The sequence below is a fragment of the Rectinema subterraneum genome, from assembly GCA_009768935.1.
In the GTDB taxonomy this organism is placed as follows: domain Bacteria; phylum Spirochaetota; class Spirochaetia; order Treponematales; family Rectinemataceae; genus Rectinema; species Rectinema subterraneum.
This window is the reverse complement of sequence record WESA01000002.1, coordinates 134,607-151,049: the sequence shown is the minus strand read 5'-3', so window position 1 is coordinate 151,049 and position 16,443 is coordinate 134,607. Positions and strand designations below refer to the sequence as shown.

Sequence of the window (16,443 nt, the reverse complement as noted above, 5' to 3'; positions counted from 1 at the left end):
ATAAGGAGGCTGCAGTTCAATGAAGAAATTTACATGGTTGGCATGTCTCGGTCTGGCGATTGTGCTCGTGGCGGGCATTATCGGCTTCTCTGTGCAAACAGCCGGGGGCAAGGTTCAGATTCGGGATGTGCGTTTTGTCGGAAGCAATGGCACAGTGATGAGCGCTTTGCTGTATGTACCGAAAAATGCGACCGCAAAGACGCCAGCGCCAGGGATTCTCGCAGTGCACGGTTACATAAACGCACGAGAAACACAGTCAGGCTTTGCGATAGAGCTCGCTCGCCGCGGATATGTTGTGCTTGCGCTCGATGAGACAGGGCATGGATATTCCGATTCGCCTGCGTTCGCGAACGGGTTTGGAGGGCCGGACGGGCTTGCTTTCCTCCGATCGCTTGATATTGTCGACAAAAACAATATCGGCATGGAAGGCCACTCGATGGGAGGTTGGACAATCCTTGCTGCCGCAGCCACGATGCCGGATGCATACAAGTCAGTAGTGCTCGAAGGTTCATCCACGGGTAAGCCCTATGCTGCAGAAGGCAGCACAACATGGCCGCGCAATCTGGCAGTGGTGTTCAGCACGATGGACGAGTTCTCTGTTTTGATGTGGGGTGTTCCGCGGGGCAAAGACGCGCCGAAGAGTCCCAAGCTGCAAGCGGTATTCGGCACAACCGATCCAATCGAGCCGGGCAAAATCTATGGTTCCATCGAAGATGGAACGGCGCGTGCGCTTTATCAGCCGGTAACGACCCATCCGGGCGACCATCTGTCAAATGCTGCAATCGGTTATGCAATCGACTGGTTTGCGAAAACGCTATCCGGCGGCAACCCGATCCCTTCTTCGAACCAGATCTGGTTCTGGAAGGAACTCATGACGCTGGCGGGATTTATCGGTTTTGTGTTGTTCATTCTCGGTGTTGGAGGACTTCTGCTTTCGGTGCCAGTATTTGCGCCGGTGGCAAAAGTGCCGCCTGCCGGCAAGCCTGCCAAGGGTGCGGGCCTGTGGATTGGCGCGCTCATCGCGACTGCGATTCCAGCGCTCACCTTTTTTACCTTTATGGGTTGGGGAGCGAAATGGATCAAGGCGGGATCGTTCTGGCCGCAGAATATCACAAGCCAGCTTGCTATCTGGGCTCTTCTGAATGGCGTGATCAGCATCGTACTTTTCTTGCTGTGGCACTTTGTACTGAACCGCAAGAATGGGGCAAAGGCTGAAGATTATGGTATTGGCCTCACGTGGTCGGACGCATGGCGGACGCTGCTGTACGGATTTGCAGTGATTGTATGCGGCGTGTTTCTGCTCGGTGTGGCTGATTATCTGTTCAAAATCGATTTCAGATTCTGGGTCTTGGCGCTGAAATTCCCTTCGCAGATTCAGGCAAGGATTGCGCTTGCGTATGCACCAGTTTTCTTCCTTTATTATTTGGTGGCTTCGCTCGCGCTAAACAGCCAGCTCAAGCTGGGTGGAAAGGGAGGTGCAGCGCGGTACTGGTTTGCGATCGGCACGGCATCGGCCGGGTTCCTGGTATTCCTGCTCCTGGAGTATATTCCACTGTTTGCGGGCGGAACCCTGCTCAGCGCGGCACAGCCCCTCAACACAATTATCGCGATTCAGTTCCTGCCGCTCATGATCGTGACGAGCCTGTTCTCGACCTGGTTCTTCGAAAAAACGGGGCGAATCTATGCTGGAGCGCTGATCAACGCCCTCTTCATTTCCTGGTACATTGCCGCGGGCCAGGCTACCCATTTCCTCGTAAGATAAATAATTAAATATAGAAAAAAGGAGCAGGCGAGCTCTCTGCGGAGAGCTCGCCATTTTATTGGTTTATGCACTATACTGTTTCGAAATGAGATATCGAAATGCCTTCGAAAATGAGCGCTAATGAGTGACCAACATCAGCGATCCGCAAAATCCGGCATGTCGGTTTCAGGCAAACATTACAGTATAATTCTTCTAGCAGTGATAACTCGATTCCTGCAGTGGGGAATTCTCGGAATTCTCATTCCAGTATCCAATCTTCTGCGCATGTCCAAGGGCCTTACCCTGCCTGAGCTTGGATTCGCGGCGGCTATCACCGCAGGGATAGTCGTCGCGCTTGAATTGCCTACAGGTGTGATTGCCGATCGGATCGGGCGCAAGCGGACATATCTCGCTTCACTCGCATTCATGGCCGCTTCTTGCGCTGCGCTTTTATTTGCGTCTGGATTCGCGATGGTCAGTTTGGCGTTTGCGCTGTATGGCGTATCGAGAGCGCTTTCCTCCGGATCGCTCGAGGCTTTGATGATCGACCGCTATATCGAAGCGAATGGCGACTCTACATTGCACAGGCTTATGTCCTTCGTAAGCGCGGCAGATACTGCGGGGCTCGCACTCGGATGCATAGCTGGAGGATACATCCCTGGCCTATGGACTGCTATCGCATTGAACAGCAATCGCTACCAAGGGAACTTGCTTGTCATGCTTGCTTTTTTGTTTCTTCTCACAATGTTGGTTGTTTTTTCAGTTGCGGAAGAAAAGCCGGACCCACAAAAACAGGCAACGCTTAGACGATTCATGGCAGAATCGCTTTCATTTATCCGTTTCAGTCCAGCTCTGCTTGCATTTCTCGGAGCAGGCGCTGCCTGGGGCATTGCATTTTCAGCAATTGAAACGTATTGGCAGCCGCAGGTAGCCAGCATCGTTGGCTCAGCTGGTTCGGATCGATTGAATGGCTTTTTGTCAGCAGGCTATTTTCTCACAGCCCTTATAGGTAGCCTCGCAGCGACCCCGCTTCTTGAGAAGACTAAAAAAAATCCCGGGCTGCTTCTTCTCATTTTGCGCTTGTTGATGGTTGCGCTGGCTCTGCAGACGAGTGCTGGAGGCTTTGCTGCACTGTACTTGTCGATGTTTTTCTGGAACGGCATGGCTTCGCCACCGGAGGCAACGGTACTCAATAGAGCTCTGCCATCGGACAAACGGGCATCCATGCTGTCAGCTGTCTCCCTGGCTGTCCAGCTTGGCGGCCTGGTTGGATCGGTAGCCTTTGGCCTTGTTGTCAAATCGTCAGGAATACGTGTCGCATGGTTCATTGCTGCTGGTGTTCTCGCGGTATCGAGTTTTCTTTTTCCTTTTGCAGCAAGCCATTATGGTGGACAAACAAAGAATTCGTCTCAAAGTACGCCGGGTGTCTAGCACTGGTTATAGTGCTTTCTCCCCAATATAATGCTGAAATAGTATGAGTGATCGCCCGCAAGGAGAGCGCCCGCACAAAGAGCGAGCCAGGGGAAAAAACCGCAAACCGCGAAGCCTTGGTGTGCGCATTGTGCGCGTTGTTGTTCTTGCGGTGCTCATTGCACATCTTGCATATATCGGAATCACAAGCGCCTTGATTTTGGTTTACAAATTTGCGAATCCGCCGACAACAGTGCTCATGATATATCGATCAATCATCAGCCATTGGAAGGTGCAGAAGCCGATTCCCTTGCCGCTTGCGAATATTCCGCTGTCTGTGCGCCGTATGCTGGTTTCAGTGGAGGACGGCAAATTCTACGAGCATCATGGCATCGACATGGAGGCGTTCAAGCGCGCAAAAGCATTGAACGAAAAAATCGGAAAGCCGATGTACGGCGGGAGCACCATCACCATGCAGGTTGCGCGCACGCTGTTTCTTGTGCCCGATAAAAGCTATGTCCGAAAATATCTTGAAGTGATTGCCGCGCTTGAACTGGAGTTCATTCTTTCCAAAAATCGCATTCTGGAACTGTATTTGGGCTATGCTGAATGGGGCAAGGGAATTTTCGGCATCGAAAGGGCGGCGCGAGTGTACTATGGGACGAGCGTCCGGAATATCAGCGCTGATCAGGCGGCTCGGCTGATTGCGCTGCTTTCTTCGCCCATCAAATACACTCCTGATACTTTGTACCGCTCGCTCATTCTTCGAGAGCGGTATGCATATCTGGTGCAGAAATATGTGTCGCCTATCGCCGAAACAAAGTCCGAAGCGGAGGCCCCTCCGCCGGCAGGCATAGAGCCATCGGCAGATATAGAACCGTCGGCAGATGTCAGTGCGGAAGTGGAGAGCGCAGGTCCGCCGTCAGAGACAGCAGTGCCAGCAGAACCAGCAGCGCCATCAGAGCCGGCAGAGATAGTAGCGCCAGAAGCGCCAGCCGGCGATACGCCTTAGGCTTACGATGAGCCACAGCTAGCACTTTATCTGGCGGCCGCTTTTTTCAGTCTTGCCGCCTTGACAATTGTGCGCTCGAGCGCATCAGCAAAGCGCTTGGTTTCAGCAGAGGTTCGCTGTGAGCCTTTTGGGCTCGACTGAGCGATGCCAACAGCACGCAGTTCTGCCATTACATCTCGAATGGAACGGCGCTCCGCAATGCTATCTCTGGTAAAAACATTTCCGCGGTCGTTGATGACATGTATGTTCTTTGCAAGAAGCCGCTCGGCAAAGGGGATGTCGCGTGTGATGACAATATCTCCTGGTTGCGCAAGAGATTCGATGCAGCGGTCGGCTGCTCCTTCGCCTGGTTCGACCAGAGTCATACAATGCGCGGGTACGCCGGATAGTGCCCTGGCAGCAACAAAATGCACATTGACCAGTACTTCGCCATATTTTCTGGGGCTGAGCACCCGCTTGACGAGCAGGGGACGCAGGTCCCTTGGCAGAGAATCGCCGTCGACCCAGATGGTGAGTGAATTGCCGGCAGCGTCTGCGGCTTTCGGAGCAGGTCCGATTGCGCGCCATACGGTTGCAGGGCCCTTTACAGCCACCTGCTCGCAGGAACCGGCCACAAACAGCGAAGACCGAGCCTTCAGGTCAAATGCGCTGCCTGCCTGGATATGCGCCTTTCCTTGCGTGCAAAGCAGGATTTCCGGCCCTTCCGGTGCATAGGCAAAATTCGCACTGCTGTCCAGATCAAGCCGCTCAAGGCGGAATTCATCTGCAGGGGTGTTCCAGACTGCATGTTCGACACCTTCAGCGTGCGTGATATATGGCTCAACAACAAGCGGCTTTGCATCAGGATCGAGAATATCGCAAAGAAGCTCGATATCGATATGCTTGATGGTAAGTCCAGCTCTTATTACATTGTCGGAGCATGCCATTATTTCAAGAATGCTCCCTGTCAGATAGGCATGAATGACGCCTGCAGGCACAAAAAGCCCCTCTCCCGGCTCAAGGCTCAGGATGTTGAAAATAAATGGGGCAAACTGGCCTGGATCTCCGGGATAGCGAGCCTTGAGATCGAGAGCGAGCAGGCCTGCTTCTCTTTCTTCTGAAGCGGTCGATGCAGCCAGCGTCTGTGCCCGGCTTTCAAGCATGTTTTCGAGCGGCATAAATCCGGCTCCCCGAGCCTCGAACAAGCGGCGCATGAAAAGGCGAAGATCTTCTGTACGCGCAATGCTGTTCCACGAAAGCGCCCGACACAGCTCAGGACCGAGAAACTGTGCAATGTGCTCAAGCGGACGAAATCCTGCAAGTGCCTTGAACGGAGTGAGGGCCACAGCGAGCTCCGGTTTGTGATTCGGGTCCTTGAACGAGCGGTCGGGAGCAAGGAGCGGAATGCCAGCCGCTTCTTCCTTTGCAAAACCCTGCTTGGCGGCCTTGGCATCAGGATGAAGCTGGAGCGAAAGCGGCGCCCCAGCGGCAAGCACTTTGAAAAGAAATGGCAAATCCCCATAGTGGCGCGCTGCTTTCGACCCCAGCCAATGCTCGGGAGCAGCGCGGACAAGCTCATCAAGCGGAACAGCACCTTTGTCAAAGATCGCCTTCGATGGGGCTCTGTGATGGCTTCCCATCCAGACTTCGCCTGCCGGAAGCCCGTTCAAAGGGGGAATCTCGATAAATGGAGCAATGCCTTCTGTGCGCCCCCAGGCATACTGCTGAACCGGATTTTCGAGAAATGCCGCGCAGGGCAGGGTGGCTTCCATATCAGTCATGCCTTTTATCCTTCCGAATCGAGGAATTTTGCCACACTAGTGCAGAGTTGGTCGAGCGGGCCAGTTTCGAGCTTGCATTCGGGCAGACTTGAAATGAAGAGATTTCCGTACGCCTTTTTTGCAATTCTGACATCGAGCACCGCGACGACGCCCCGGTCGTTCGAGTGGCGGATAAGCCTGCCAAATCCTTGCTTGAACAGGATCACCGCTTCGGGGATGCTCATTTCCGCAAAAGAATTCCCGCCGCGTGCGTCGATTGCTGCTGCTCTTGAGGCCTGGATAGGGTCGGTCGGCACGCGGAACGGCAATTTTGTTATGATAACAAGCGAGAGCGTTTCGCCTGGCGCATCGACTCCCTCCCAGAATGATTCAGTCGCAAACAGCACGCTCGAAATGTCGTTGATAAAGGTATGTAAGAGAGAATAGCGATCTTTTTGCCCCTGGCGAAGAGCAAGGATTCCTTCTTTCTCTAAGAGGGGAGCGACATAATCATAGGTATCCCGAAGGGCTTTGTGGCTTGTGAACAGCACCAAAGCCCGACCGCGAGACGCATGCAAAAGCCGGGCTACGGCTGTATTGAGGTATGCCTGGAACTGGGTTCCGTCGGGAGGGGGTGCGCTGGTGTCGATCGCGAGCAAGGCATTGCGCCGGTATGGGAAGGGCGAAGGATACTGCCTGTTGCGAATGGGTGCGTCAATTGCTCCTTCTGTTGTCCCCGCCGTTGCCCCCATCGTGCTCATGGCTTTGCTCGTCTCGCCGTCCTTTTTCGTCGGCAAGCCAACCCGATTTCGCCACCAATCGAATGAGTTGTTGATTGTGAGCGTTGCGCTTGTGCAAATGCAGGTGCGTACCTTGCTGAAAAGCCGCTCGGCAAGAAGCGGGGCAACTTCGAGCGGCGTTGCGGTGCAGATGACTACCGCTTCTCTCGGATTTTTTCTGTCGATCTGCATCCAGAAGATTGTCTGGGGCTCCGCATCCGGGTTTTTGAATCGAGGCACAAGGGCAGCAGCTTCTTCGATCGAACGACTAGTCAGCTTGAGTTCGACAACACTCTCCTCATCTTCGAATTCAGGCGGCATTGCCTCAAGGATTTCTCCAAGGCGAGTGACAAGCATTGCAAGATCCCGCTCGAGGCTCTGAAGCGCCGAAAGAAAGGCGGAGCGGCTGAAACTCTCCAGATTCTTTATAAGGAGACTCGATTCTTTTTCCGGGTATGAAGCGAGCGCCGAAGCATTGAATGCATCTGCAGCTGCAGCTGCTGCATCGGCTTGCTTGCTCGCTGTATCGAGCAAAGCAGCAGGTATATCAGGCAATCGGCGGAGCGAGGGCAAGATGCCTGTTTGCGTCCGCTTTTTTTTGCGCACGAGCCTTCCAAGAAGCCGCTGGATGGATCGCTTCGAAAACGATTCGGAGAACAGGCTTGTCGCACTCGATTCGATTGCATGAGCCTCATCGAGCACCAGCGCCTTGTACGAAGGAAGAATAGTGTTCAGCACACCTTCGCGTGTCCGCTTGGCTTCAAGATCGGCGAGGAGTACATGATGATTCACAATGATGAGCTGTGCGCTGGCTGCTTCGAGCCGAACCCGAACTACATGGCATTTTTCATGATATGGGCAGCGCGAAGAGAGGCAATAATCGCTTTCGGAACACACGCGATTCCATATCGGGTCATCATCCGGCAGCGAGAGATCGGATTTGTCGCCACTTCCGCCATTGTTGTCCCATTCGAGTATCTGCCTCAGCTTTATCGAGGTATCCGAAAAGAGCGCGTCTTCTTCGATTGCTTCGTACAATCTTCGCTTGCACAAGTAATTTCCCCGGCCTTTCACCACCGCCGCTTTGGCTGGTTTTTTGAAAAGCGAACTCACGACAGGGAAATCCTTTTTGAATATCTGTTGCTGGAGGTTTATTGTCGCGGTGGAAACGACGACGCGTTCATTGTTGCCGATTGCCCAGGCAAGCGAAGGAATGAGATACGCGAACGATTTGCCGACCCCCGTGCCTGCTTCCGCAATCAGAATGCCTCCATCCGATATGAGGGCAGCGACATCGCGCGCCATGTCAACTTGCGAAGTTCTTGGCTCGAATTCGGGCATTTTGAGCGAAAGCTTGCCACCATCGTCGAGTACCGCAGCAATTTCGTCCGGATTGAGAGGGCGAATCAGCTTTGCGCGCACAGGCTCCGCGACGACAAGGACTTTTGCAACTGCATTATCGACGATATAGCTCCCGAGGCCATCCGCAGCAGCTTCCGCCGCTACCAAGACATCGGCATCCGAAGGAAAAAGTTCTCCGGAGGGATGATTGTGAATGAGAACCTGTGCGCTGTCTCGATCCCGAAATGGGGCAGGGACTGCGCCTTCGGATCCGCGCGCAAGAATTTCGAGCTTTTTTATAAGGCCTCTGGAATCCAATGCGCCAATTGCAAAGACTTCCCTTCCTTCCATGTCGGAGATGGCATTCTTCAATTCTTGCTGGGCTTGCGTTGTAAATCGTTGGACTGCGTCGACAATGGCTGTCTGCTTTTTCCCCATAGGCTCAGTATAGCATAAAGACGCGAAAAAACGACGGTGCTTTTGGTGGTTGCGGAGGCAGCACAGTCGGTATATTCTGTAATAGCCCATGAATCAGGAATTCGAGAAAAATAGCGCGCTCTTTTTTGGTAGCACTCGCTATGTGCAGCCTCGTTGGCGAGCTATGCCGGCTCAGCAGAAATTCAGCCATTCCTTGAATGAAGAGAGCGACAGGTATGTGCATGCGCTGGCGAAGCTCGAGCAGGAAGATGAGGAAATCCCATTGCCATCAGACCGAGGTCCAATCGTGTTCCGGGATGGATTGTTCCAGATAGACATGAGCCAGATAGAAGAAAAAGGCGACATCGATATCGAACTGAAAAAACTCATCGACTCGATTATTGGGGAGTGATTCGGGAAAATGACGCACGAAGAGCAGCATCCGGAACGCGCACACCTCATCCGCGAGCGAAACCAGCGACTTGTGCTTCGCTTGATATTTCGAACTGGTATCCTTTCGCAGAGCAAAGCTGTCCAGCGCACCGGTCTCAAAGCTCCGACAGTATTTCGCATTTTTTCCGATTTGGAGCGCGAAGGGCTGATCGAGGCTGTCTCAGAACCCAGCTCTCGAAGCCCCAAAAACCGCAAGAAGGGCCGCAGGCCTGTCAATTACCGCATTCGATCCAGCGCAGCCTATGTGGTTGGCATCGATTTCTGGGCGCGGTCAGCAGCGGCGATAATTCAGGATTTTGCAGGCAATCTCGTCGCCGAGCGAGGCGTGTGTTTTGCTTCTCCGCCTTCTGCTGAAGATGCGCTCGACATCATTGCAAACCTGATACGGGATATGCTGGTGGAATCATCGATCGACAGAAGCAAGCTGCTCGGCATTGGCGTCGGAGCGCCAGGATCTGTAAGTGTGTCAAGCGGCGTTGTGCAATTCTATGCGCGGATTCCCGGCATGAATGAGTTTCCTTTGGGAGAGCGCCTGAGGAGCCTCTTTTCGGTTCCTGTCATCGTGACCAACAATGCGTCGATTGTTGCGCTTGCTGAGGAACGGTATGGGCAGGCGCGTGGCGTTTCTTCGCTGTTTCTCTTTTTGGTGCGTGCAGGCGTCGGCGGCGCATTTATCCAGAATGGAAAACTTGTGTCGGACAGAAGCCGTACCGCATTCGAAGTAGGGCATCTTTCCATCGATCCATCGGGGCTTGCCTGTTCGTGCGGCAACAGAGGATGCCTTGAACTGTACCTCAACGAAGAGACCGTGTGCACAGCGCTCTCGCAGATCGAACCGTGCGCCGGCATTGAAGATGCAGAGCGCATTTTATCCGCGAACAATCCGGAAGTTGATGCAGCTCTGAAGCCTATTCTGGAAATCTCAGCCCATGCAGTGCGGGACATCCGGCGTCTGCTCGCTCCGGAAGCAGTGCTAATTGTGACTCGTTCAAAATCGCTTTCCGAGCACATCGCACAAGCGGCATCGGCCGATTTCGAGCGCAACGATCAGCGCTTCGGACCGCCAGGTGCACGTATCATCGCATCGGAATACAATCCTGTTCTTGCCTGCAAAGCTGCGTGCGATCTTGTGTACGAAGAATATTTCGCGCATGGGTTTGGCGAGGGCAGCGGATTTCCAGGCGGTGGATTCATGGGCGGCAGCCAGCAACGTTCCGCTGGGCAGCAGCCTTCCGGCGCGCAAGCGGAATGACGGAGATTGCATCATGGTAAAAATATACTCATGGAATGTGAATGGAATTCGCGCATGTGCCCAAAAGGGCTTTCTGGAATGGATTGCTGCCTCGGATGCTGATTTTGTCTGCGTCCAGGAAATAAAACTCCAGGGTGATCAGCTCACGGAGGAACTTCGCCATCCTGTGGCAGGCAGCGGCAAGCGCTACCACAGCTTTTGGGCGTTTGCGGAGCGCAAAGGATATTCAGGTACCGGAATATATGCGCTCAGGGAGCCGGTTTCGGTGTCGGGCATGGGGGGGCAGGAATTCGATTCCGAGGGGAGGACCGTTGTCGCCGATTATGGCGGATTTGTCCTCGTGAGCGCCTATTTTCCGAACAGCCAGGAAGCAGGCATGCGCCTTGATTACAAGCTCCGCTATTGTGACTCCATGCTGGATTTTTGCGAGCGAATGCGGGCTCGCGGCAAACATGTGATTGTCGCGGGAGATTACAACATCGCGCATAAACCGATCGACCTTGCGCGCCCCGAGCAAAACGAAGGAAATGCAGGCTATTTGCCAGAAGAGCGCGCGTGGATGGACCGCTTTACCGCAGCAGGCTATATCGACACTTTCCGCTGGTTCTGCAAGGAGCCAGGCCACTATTCGTGGTGGAGCTACCGTGCCCCAAAAGCGCGCGAAAAAAACATCGGCTGGCGCCTTGACTACCATTGCGTCGATCCCGAATTCGCTCCTGCTCTGTCCGCTGCAGGCATTCATCCTGAAGTGATGGGTTCCGACCACTGTCCGGTGTCGCTTTTTCTCGATGTATGATATAATGCCTCTGCTGTATGCCTGTTCGCAGATAGCGCGAATTATAAGGCCCTGATTTCCGGAGGATAGTGAATGCGTATTCGCTACAATGCACCGGTAACGCTCACTTTCACGCTGCTTGCAGCAATCGTGTTGGTGCTGAGTCAGACAATTGCGCCGAGCCTTATTCCTACTGTCTTTTCAACACCGGCGCCCTTTCATTCGAATGCATTTGTTGATTATCTCAAGCTTTTCACGCATGTACTCGGGCATGCGAATATTCAGCATTTTATCGGCAATTTCACCATGATTCTGCTGCTCGGGCCGATTTTGGAGAGCGTCTATGGATCTGGCTTTCTTCTCCTCAGCATACTCATCACCGCGCTGGCAACAGGGCTCGCAAATACGATTTTATTCCCGAATGTTGTGCTGCTTGGTGCATCGGGAGTGGTATTCATGATGATCATGCTCTCTTCAATCACGAATTTTTCGAAGGGTGAAGTGCCGCTCACCTTCATTCTGATAATGATCGTCTATTTAGGCGGCCAGGTATGGGATGCGCTTACCAAGCAGGACAATATTTCACAGTTTTCGCATATCATTGGCGGGCTTGTGGGGAGCTTCCTCGGTTTTTATCGCAAAAAATGAACACGAGGTGCGCATATGTATGGAACATTCAAGGATGAATTAGCCAAAAAACTCGAGGCAATCAAAGCAGAAGGTCTCTACAAAGATGAGCGTGTCATCATAACGCCGCAGGGTGCTGCTATCCGCGTTGCCGACGGCAAAGAAGTGCTCAATTTCTGCGCGAACAATTATCTCGGCTTGTCCAATGATCCGCGCATTCGGGCAGCGGCGGTGGAGGCGATGGAGAGATTTGGCTATGGCTTGTCTTCGGTGCGCTTTATCTGTGGCACCCAGTCCCAGCATAAGGATCTCGAGCGAAAAATCGCGGATTTTCTTGGCATGGAAGATGCGATCCTGTTTTCTTCATGCTTCGATGCGAATGGCGCAGTGTTCGAGCCACTTCTCGATGAGGAGTCCGCGATAATCACCGACAGCTTGAATCACGCATCGATCATCGACGGCGTGCGGCTCTGCAAAGCAAAGCGCTGGATCTACAAGCATGCGGACATGCGCGATGTCGAAGAAATCGATCCCGAGACAGGCAAGCCGCTCAAAGGGCTCGAGCGCTGCCTCAAGGAAGCACAGGGCAGCCATGTCATCATGATCGCGACTGATGGCGTCTTTTCAATGGATGGCGATATTGCGAATCTCAACGCAATTTGTGATTTAGCCGAGAAATATGGTGCGCTCGTCATGGTTGATGATTCGCATGCGACAGGCTTCATGGGGGTGCATGGACGCGGAACCTGGGAATACTGCAATGTCGCGGGCAGGGTAGATATCATTACGACGACATTCGGCAAGGCGCTGGGAGGCGCATCCGGCGGCGTCATCGCAGCACGCAAAGAGATTGTCGAGTATATGCGGCAGAAAGGGAGGCCGTACCTGTTCTCGAATACCCTTGCACCAGCAATCGTCGGCGGTACGCTCAAAGCGATCGAAATACTGACCGAATCCACCGAGCTGCGCGACCGCCTCGAGTCGAACACGGCGCTGTTCCGCAGGCTCATGACAGAAGCCGGCTTCGACATCAGGCCCGGCGAACACCCGATCTGCCCCGTCATGCTCTACGATGAAAAGCTCGCGCATCGCATGGCGGATGCACTCCTCGATGAAGGCATCTATGTTATCGGTTTTTCCTTCCCGGTGGTTCCGCGGGGAAAAGCGCGAATCAGGGTACAGATTTCGGCGGGGCACTCGGAGGCGCAGATTCGCAAGGCAGTCGATGCGTTCAAGAAAATTGGCAAAAGGCTTGGTGTGATTTGATCTGAAGGTCAGGGCGGGCGGGCACGAATCTGAGCGATCTGCGCATGCCAGAAAGCTTCGCGTGAGCCAGCTGTGGTGTGCGCCTCTTTACCTTCCTGCGTTTTATTGCTATTTTTTGTATATATTTCATTTACATTTTTTCTCTTCGAGAGGTGATTGCGATGCCTACATATGAATATGAGTGCCGAGTATGCAGCTATACGTTTGAGGCATTTCAGTCTATCAACGATGATCCGATTAAAACATGCCCGCTGTGCGGCGGCGAAGTAAAACGGCTCATCGGTGGTGGCACCGGTGTCATTTTCAAAGGCTCAGGCTTCTATATCACAGACTCAAAGAAATCTTCCTCCGCATCGACCAGCGCAAAAAAATCAGCATCTTCGAGCGAAAGCTCGGGGAGCAGTGCTGGCTGCGGCGCTGGATGTGCCTGCTCACCTGCCAAAGAAAGCGCCTAGATTGTAGTGGCTTTCCGGAAGCTTGCTGCTTGATATTGCTGAGCGACATTGCTGCCTGGCGCCGCTGGTTATGCAAGCCGCGGCACTCAACTTAAAGCCTGTTTCAGCTCCTCAATCGAAAGGTTGAGGAGGTCAGGGCTCGAGAGCAAGCGACTGAAAACCGAAGCTGCCTCAGCAAAAATGAGGCCATCCGCAATTCGTTCATCCAGGGTTACTCTCAGATCGATATACCGCTGCCTTGTCCGCGTCGCGCCATGCCAGAGCTCTTTTGAGAATATTTTCCCTATTACCATGAAAATGCTTGTGTTCCCCCACTCGTAGAGATGGTGAAATGGGGCATTGAGCCCAATTGATCCGAGGTTTGCGATGTAGATACTCGAATACAGCGGATCCATTCGGATAAGGCTCCATGGTGCAATGTTGAAATACTCGAGAATGCGATACACGCCCATAATCAGAGCCTTGCCTCCCGGAATCCGATGGAAAATGTTCGCGAAACGTTCGCCGTCGCCTTCGCCGTGTTCTCGAGCATCGAGAATGGCAGCATTGATTTTCATACTGACTGTTTCGAATGAATCTTCCGGGTCAAAAAACACTTTCGCATTCACTTCAGGTGCGTCGTGATCGAAGCGTTGTTTGACTATGAACGAAAAGGCAATGTGTTTGCGCTGATAGAGGGCGCGGCGGTGGACGAAGCGGTTCAAGCGCGGATACAGCGCAATCGTCTTGAGCGCTGCGGTCAGAATGAGGCTAAAAAGCGTGAAGCGTTCTTGCGCCTCTGTGTCTGCTTGGGCTTTTTTTATGAGCTTGAGGTAGGCCAGGGCATTTTCGATATTTATTTCTCTTCCATAATAAACGGCGGATTCGTTTCGTCCGCGCATCATATAGGGCATAAGCGCATTGAGCGCATGCTGGCCTGTTATGCGCTTTCCATCACAGCGATCGCGAAATAGCATAATGGCTTTACTATATGGAATCTTGGATAAAGAGTAAACAGTGGTCTATCTGGGGCGCGCGCTTTCCTGCAATTGCTGGCGCTTCTTTCTGTATTCAAGAATTGGCAAATCCCCCTGGAAAAGATTCTCGCCGATTTTGAGCCCCGAGGCCTTTGGCACCTGGGTTTGGACGACTCGGCGATCCTGGTGTGCGACATAGACATTGAACGGCATCGCAGCCCGCGCAATAAGCGTGCCGATAATCGGAATACGCGCAAATGCTTGATAGAAGCGCAGATAGAGGAGGGTGTTCTCTTCATCTACAGGAACGAAGGCAGCCAGAACGCGCACTTTATCGGCTATTCGATTTTCCCAGAGATTTGGAAATAGAAATTCGATTTTGTAGCCATTGGGAGAAGGCATAGGCACTTCGTCCGGTTTTTTGGGCTTCTGGCCATTGTCCGTCTCGTTATAGACATACATGAAGAATTTGTGGTCGGAAACCCATTCCACTGCCGGACCATTGACAAGGGTGCGGTTGCCGCGGCCGATGGTGTTGTAGTGCACAAATGGCAGGTGCACGCAGTCGAGCTGATTTTCTATAACGCGGGAATAATGAGCTTTCCAGTGGTCCGCAACAGTGGCGTACTTCGCATCTTTAGGAATATCGTCGAAGAATTCCGGGATCTCCGGCGTTGGCGGCTCGCTGCCATACCACACCCATATGAAGCCATGCGCTTCATAGACTGGCCATGAACGCACTCTGAAATTCGATGGAACCGGCGTGGATCGGCCATTTGCAGGAATTACCATGCACTTGCCGGAAGGATCATATTCGAGGCCATGGAAGGGGCACTGGATTTGGTCGCCATTGCAGACCTTGCCAAGAGAGAGCGCCGCTCCTCGATGTGCGCACATATCGGAAAGGCAAACGAGAAAGCCGCTTGCCGTCCTATAGAGCACGAGCTTTTCTCCAAAGCGCGTCATGCCGACCGGCTTTATGCCAACTTCGTTTGAAGAAGCGATAACGTACCATTGATTCGGAATCATGTGTTTTCCTATGCTTCTGTCACGATCACCGCGACCAGACGCACTGGCTCGGCTGTATGATTCTCTATGTTATGCAGGGCCCCGCCACCTGTGATAAGAACATCTCCGGGATGCACTATTGTAGTGACACCATTATCATTTACTGTGGCATTTCCTTCTATAATAAAGAAATACTCAGTCTCCCCGCTGTGCGTGTGTGTGCCTATTCCGGCTTCCGGAGGAATGGTGAGTTCGGAAAAGAGACGAAGATGTGGCGCAAGCGCTTCATTCGACAGCATTGCCAGACTGACATCGCCTTTTCCGCCTCGCATTTCATGTCTGGTTTCGAAGGTTCTCTCATTTGCTCTGATGATCACTATAGACTCCTTTCGCAGCAACAATGAGCGCGCGCGCCAGATACTCCATCGGATCGATAAACGGCATTTCGAAGTCGCGCTGGGAAAGCACGAGTGGCACTTCGGTGCAGCCCGCGACGATTGCATCAGCGCCTTGTGCGATGAGTCGGTGCGCTGCCTGGATGAGAAGCTGATGCGGTTCCTCGCCAAGGTTGCCTGCTTTTATACCATTCTTCCCATAAATAGCTTCCATTACCTTGGCTCGATGCGTGTCTTCGTCGGGCCACAGGATTGTTTTATCTGGCATGGCAGTCTCGAAAAGCCGAGTCTGTTTGGTACCGATTGTGCCAAGAATGCCCAAAGCCCGAATGGGTGGTGTGAACGAATCGAGGGCTTTGCTGGTTTCCTCGAAGGCGGAAAGGATGCGGAGCGTGCAGTTTCGGCGCAAGTTCGGCAAGAAGGCATGCGCGGTCATGCAGGGCATGCCAGCAACATCAGCTCCCGCAGCAAGAAGTCTGCGAGCAGATGAGAGCATGACTGGCAGCGGATTTTCGCCTCCTTCGAGAAGGTGTCTGGTCCTGTCCGGAATCGAAGGATCCGAATCCACAATAATATGAAGATGATCCTGATCGCGAGGCGCAACATCAAGGCGCACCAGCATGGAAAAAAATGCAGCCGTGGCGTCAGGACCCATGCCGCCAAGAATCCCAATGGTTCCTCGTTTCATGGTGTTATTATGAAGAGGCTGCGCGCTGATGTAAATAGATTCTCGAGCAGAAAAATTAGCTCTTGCAGCCAGCGGAAAATGGATACATAATCTAATGGTTGCTTAATGTACACTCGTAAAGCAAGGAGG

At 53.0% G+C, this 16,443-nt stretch carries 15 protein-coding genes and 1 pseudogene; 9 read left to right on the top strand and 7 right to left on the bottom strand.

Annotated features, from left to right (window positions below; all coding sequences use genetic code 11):
- Nucleotides 1–19: 19 nt before the first annotated feature.
- The 3 genes from GAP13_RS01445 to GAP13_RS01435 all read left to right on the top strand — a co-directional run bounded on the left by GAP13_RS01445 (nt 20) and on the right by GAP13_RS01435 (nt 4,163).
- A complete protein-coding gene (locus GAP13_RS01445; protein ID WP_158905425.1) occupies nt 20–1,762 on the top strand; it encodes an alpha/beta hydrolase family protein in 1,743 nt (580 codons plus the stop codon).
- Nucleotides 1,763–1,882: 120 nt separating this feature from the next.
- Nucleotides 1,883–3,172: an MFS transporter gene (locus GAP13_RS01440; protein WP_158905424.1), complete on the top strand. Its 1,290-nt coding sequence runs from the start codon at nt 1,883–1,885 to the stop codon at nt 3,170–3,172.
- 43 nt (nt 3,173–3,215) lie between these two features.
- Nucleotides 3,216–4,163 carry a transglycosylase domain-containing protein gene (locus GAP13_RS01435; protein ID WP_158905423.1) on the top strand — a complete coding sequence of 316 codons (948 nt, stop codon included), beginning with the start codon at nt 3,216–3,218 and terminating at the stop codon, nt 4,161–4,163.
- A gap of 26 nt (nt 4,164–4,189) precedes the next feature.
- Here GAP13_RS01435 and manA read toward each other — a convergent pair whose 3' ends face one another.
- Together manA and GAP13_RS01425 are read right to left on the bottom strand one after the other, a co-directional pair.
- Nucleotides 4,190–5,923: a mannose-6-phosphate isomerase, class I gene (gene manA / locus GAP13_RS01430; RefSeq protein ID WP_158905422.1), complete on the bottom strand. Its 1,734-nt coding sequence runs from the start codon at nt 5,921–5,923 to the stop codon at nt 4,190–4,192.
- Between the two features lie 5 nt (nt 5,924–5,928).
- A complete protein-coding gene (locus GAP13_RS01425) occupies nt 5,929–8,460 on the bottom strand; it encodes a helicase C-terminal domain-containing protein (protein WP_158905421.1) in 2,532 nt (843 codons plus the stop codon).
- An 88-nt stretch (nt 8,461–8,548) separates the two neighbouring features.
- Here GAP13_RS01425 and GAP13_RS01420 point away from each other — a divergent pair, with 88 nt between their 5' ends.
- The 6 genes and pseudogenes from GAP13_RS01420 to GAP13_RS13160 all read left to right on the top strand — a co-directional run.
- On the top strand, nt 8,549–8,851 hold the full coding sequence (locus GAP13_RS01420; RefSeq protein WP_158905420.1) for a hypothetical protein: 303 nt from the start codon (nt 8,549–8,551) through the stop codon (nt 8,849–8,851).
- 9 nt (nt 8,852–8,860) lie between these two features.
- Nucleotides 8,861–10,144, top strand: a complete 1,284-nt coding sequence (locus GAP13_RS01415) for an ROK family transcriptional regulator (protein ID WP_158905419.1) — start codon at nt 8,861–8,863, stop codon at nt 10,142–10,144.
- A gap of 13 nt (nt 10,145–10,157) precedes the next feature.
- Entirely contained in the window at nt 10,158–10,940 is a 783-nt protein-coding gene (locus tag GAP13_RS01410; protein WP_158905418.1) for an exodeoxyribonuclease III, read from the top strand.
- Between the two features lie 72 nt (nt 10,941–11,012).
- The gene (locus GAP13_RS01405; RefSeq protein ID WP_158905417.1) at nt 11,013–11,567 is read left to right on the top strand and encodes a rhomboid family intramembrane serine protease; all 555 of its coding nucleotides are present in this window, start codon (nt 11,013–11,015) and stop codon (nt 11,565–11,567) included.
- A 15-nt stretch (nt 11,568–11,582) separates the two neighbouring features.
- Entirely contained in the window at nt 11,583–12,812 is a 1,230-nt protein-coding gene (locus GAP13_RS01400) for a glycine C-acetyltransferase (RefSeq protein WP_158905415.1), read from the top strand.
- A 161-nt stretch (nt 12,813–12,973) separates the two neighbouring features.
- Nucleotides 12,974–13,117: pseudogene (locus GAP13_RS13160) on the top strand (FmdB family zinc ribbon protein); the annotation flags it as partial.
- 14 nt (nt 13,118–13,131) lie between these two features.
- Here the strand turns inward: GAP13_RS13160 and GAP13_RS13225 are convergent.
- The 5 genes from GAP13_RS13225 to cuyB all read right to left on the bottom strand — a co-directional run bounded on the left by GAP13_RS13225 (nt 13,132) and on the right by cuyB (nt 16,314).
- Entirely contained in the window at nt 13,132–13,254 is a 123-nt protein-coding gene (locus GAP13_RS13225; RefSeq protein WP_306769184.1) for a hypothetical protein, read from the bottom strand.
- Between the two features lie 99 nt (nt 13,255–13,353).
- Nucleotides 13,354–14,223, bottom strand: coding sequence for a hypothetical protein (locus GAP13_RS01390; protein ID WP_158905411.1), 870 nt, complete (start codon nt 14,221–14,223; stop codon nt 13,354–13,356).
- A gap of 45 nt (nt 14,224–14,268) precedes the next feature.
- Nucleotides 14,269–15,252, bottom strand: coding sequence for a Rieske 2Fe-2S domain-containing protein (locus tag GAP13_RS01385; RefSeq protein WP_158905409.1), 984 nt, complete (start codon nt 15,250–15,252; stop codon nt 14,269–14,271).
- 8 nt (nt 15,253–15,260) lie between these two features.
- Nucleotides 15,261–15,608: a cupin domain-containing protein gene (locus GAP13_RS01380; RefSeq protein ID WP_158905407.1), complete on the bottom strand. Its 348-nt coding sequence runs from the start codon at nt 15,606–15,608 to the stop codon at nt 15,261–15,263.
- Nucleotides 15,589–16,314 carry a cysteate racemase gene (gene cuyB, locus GAP13_RS01375; protein WP_158905405.1) on the bottom strand — a complete coding sequence of 242 codons (726 nt, stop codon included), beginning with the start codon at nt 16,312–16,314 and terminating at the stop codon, nt 15,589–15,591. The genes GAP13_RS01380 and cuyB overlap by 20 nt, the downstream gene beginning before the upstream one ends.
- Between the last annotated feature and the right edge of the window lie 129 nt (nt 16,315–16,443).

Coding starts and splice junctions, on each gene's coding strand:
- GAP13_RS01445 (WP_158905425.1), top strand. CDS start 20: ATGAAGAAATTTACATGGTTGGCATGTCTCGGTCTGGCGATTGTGCTC.
- GAP13_RS01440 (WP_158905424.1), top strand. CDS start 1,883: ATGAGTGACCAACATCAGCGATCCGCAAAATCCGGCATGTCGGTTTCA.
- GAP13_RS01435 (WP_158905423.1), top strand. CDS start 3,216: ATGAGTGATCGCCCGCAAGGAGAGCGCCCGCACAAAGAGCGAGCCAGG.
- manA (WP_158905422.1), bottom strand. CDS start 5,923: ATGACTGATATGGAAGCCACCCTGCCCTGCGCGGCATTTCTCGAAAAT.
- GAP13_RS01425 (WP_158905421.1), bottom strand. CDS start 8,460: ATGGGGAAAAAGCAGACAGCCATTGTCGACGCAGTCCAACGATTTACA.
- GAP13_RS01420 (WP_158905420.1), top strand. CDS start 8,549: ATGAATCAGGAATTCGAGAAAAATAGCGCGCTCTTTTTTGGTAGCACT.
- GAP13_RS01415 (WP_158905419.1), top strand. CDS start 8,861: ATGACGCACGAAGAGCAGCATCCGGAACGCGCACACCTCATCCGCGAG.
- GAP13_RS01410 (WP_158905418.1), top strand. CDS start 10,158: ATGGTAAAAATATACTCATGGAATGTGAATGGAATTCGCGCATGTGCC.
- GAP13_RS01405 (WP_158905417.1), top strand. CDS start 11,013: ATGCGTATTCGCTACAATGCACCGGTAACGCTCACTTTCACGCTGCTT.
- GAP13_RS01400 (WP_158905415.1), top strand. CDS start 11,583: ATGTATGGAACATTCAAGGATGAATTAGCCAAAAAACTCGAGGCAATC.
- GAP13_RS01390 (WP_158905411.1), bottom strand. CDS start 14,223: ATGCTATTTCGCGATCGCTGTGATGGAAAGCGCATAACAGGCCAGCAT.
- GAP13_RS01385 (WP_158905409.1), bottom strand. CDS start 15,252: ATGATTCCGAATCAATGGTACGTTATCGCTTCTTCAAACGAAGTTGGC.
- cuyB (WP_158905405.1), bottom strand. CDS start 16,314: ATGAAACGAGGAACCATTGGGATTCTTGGCGGCATGGGTCCTGACGCC.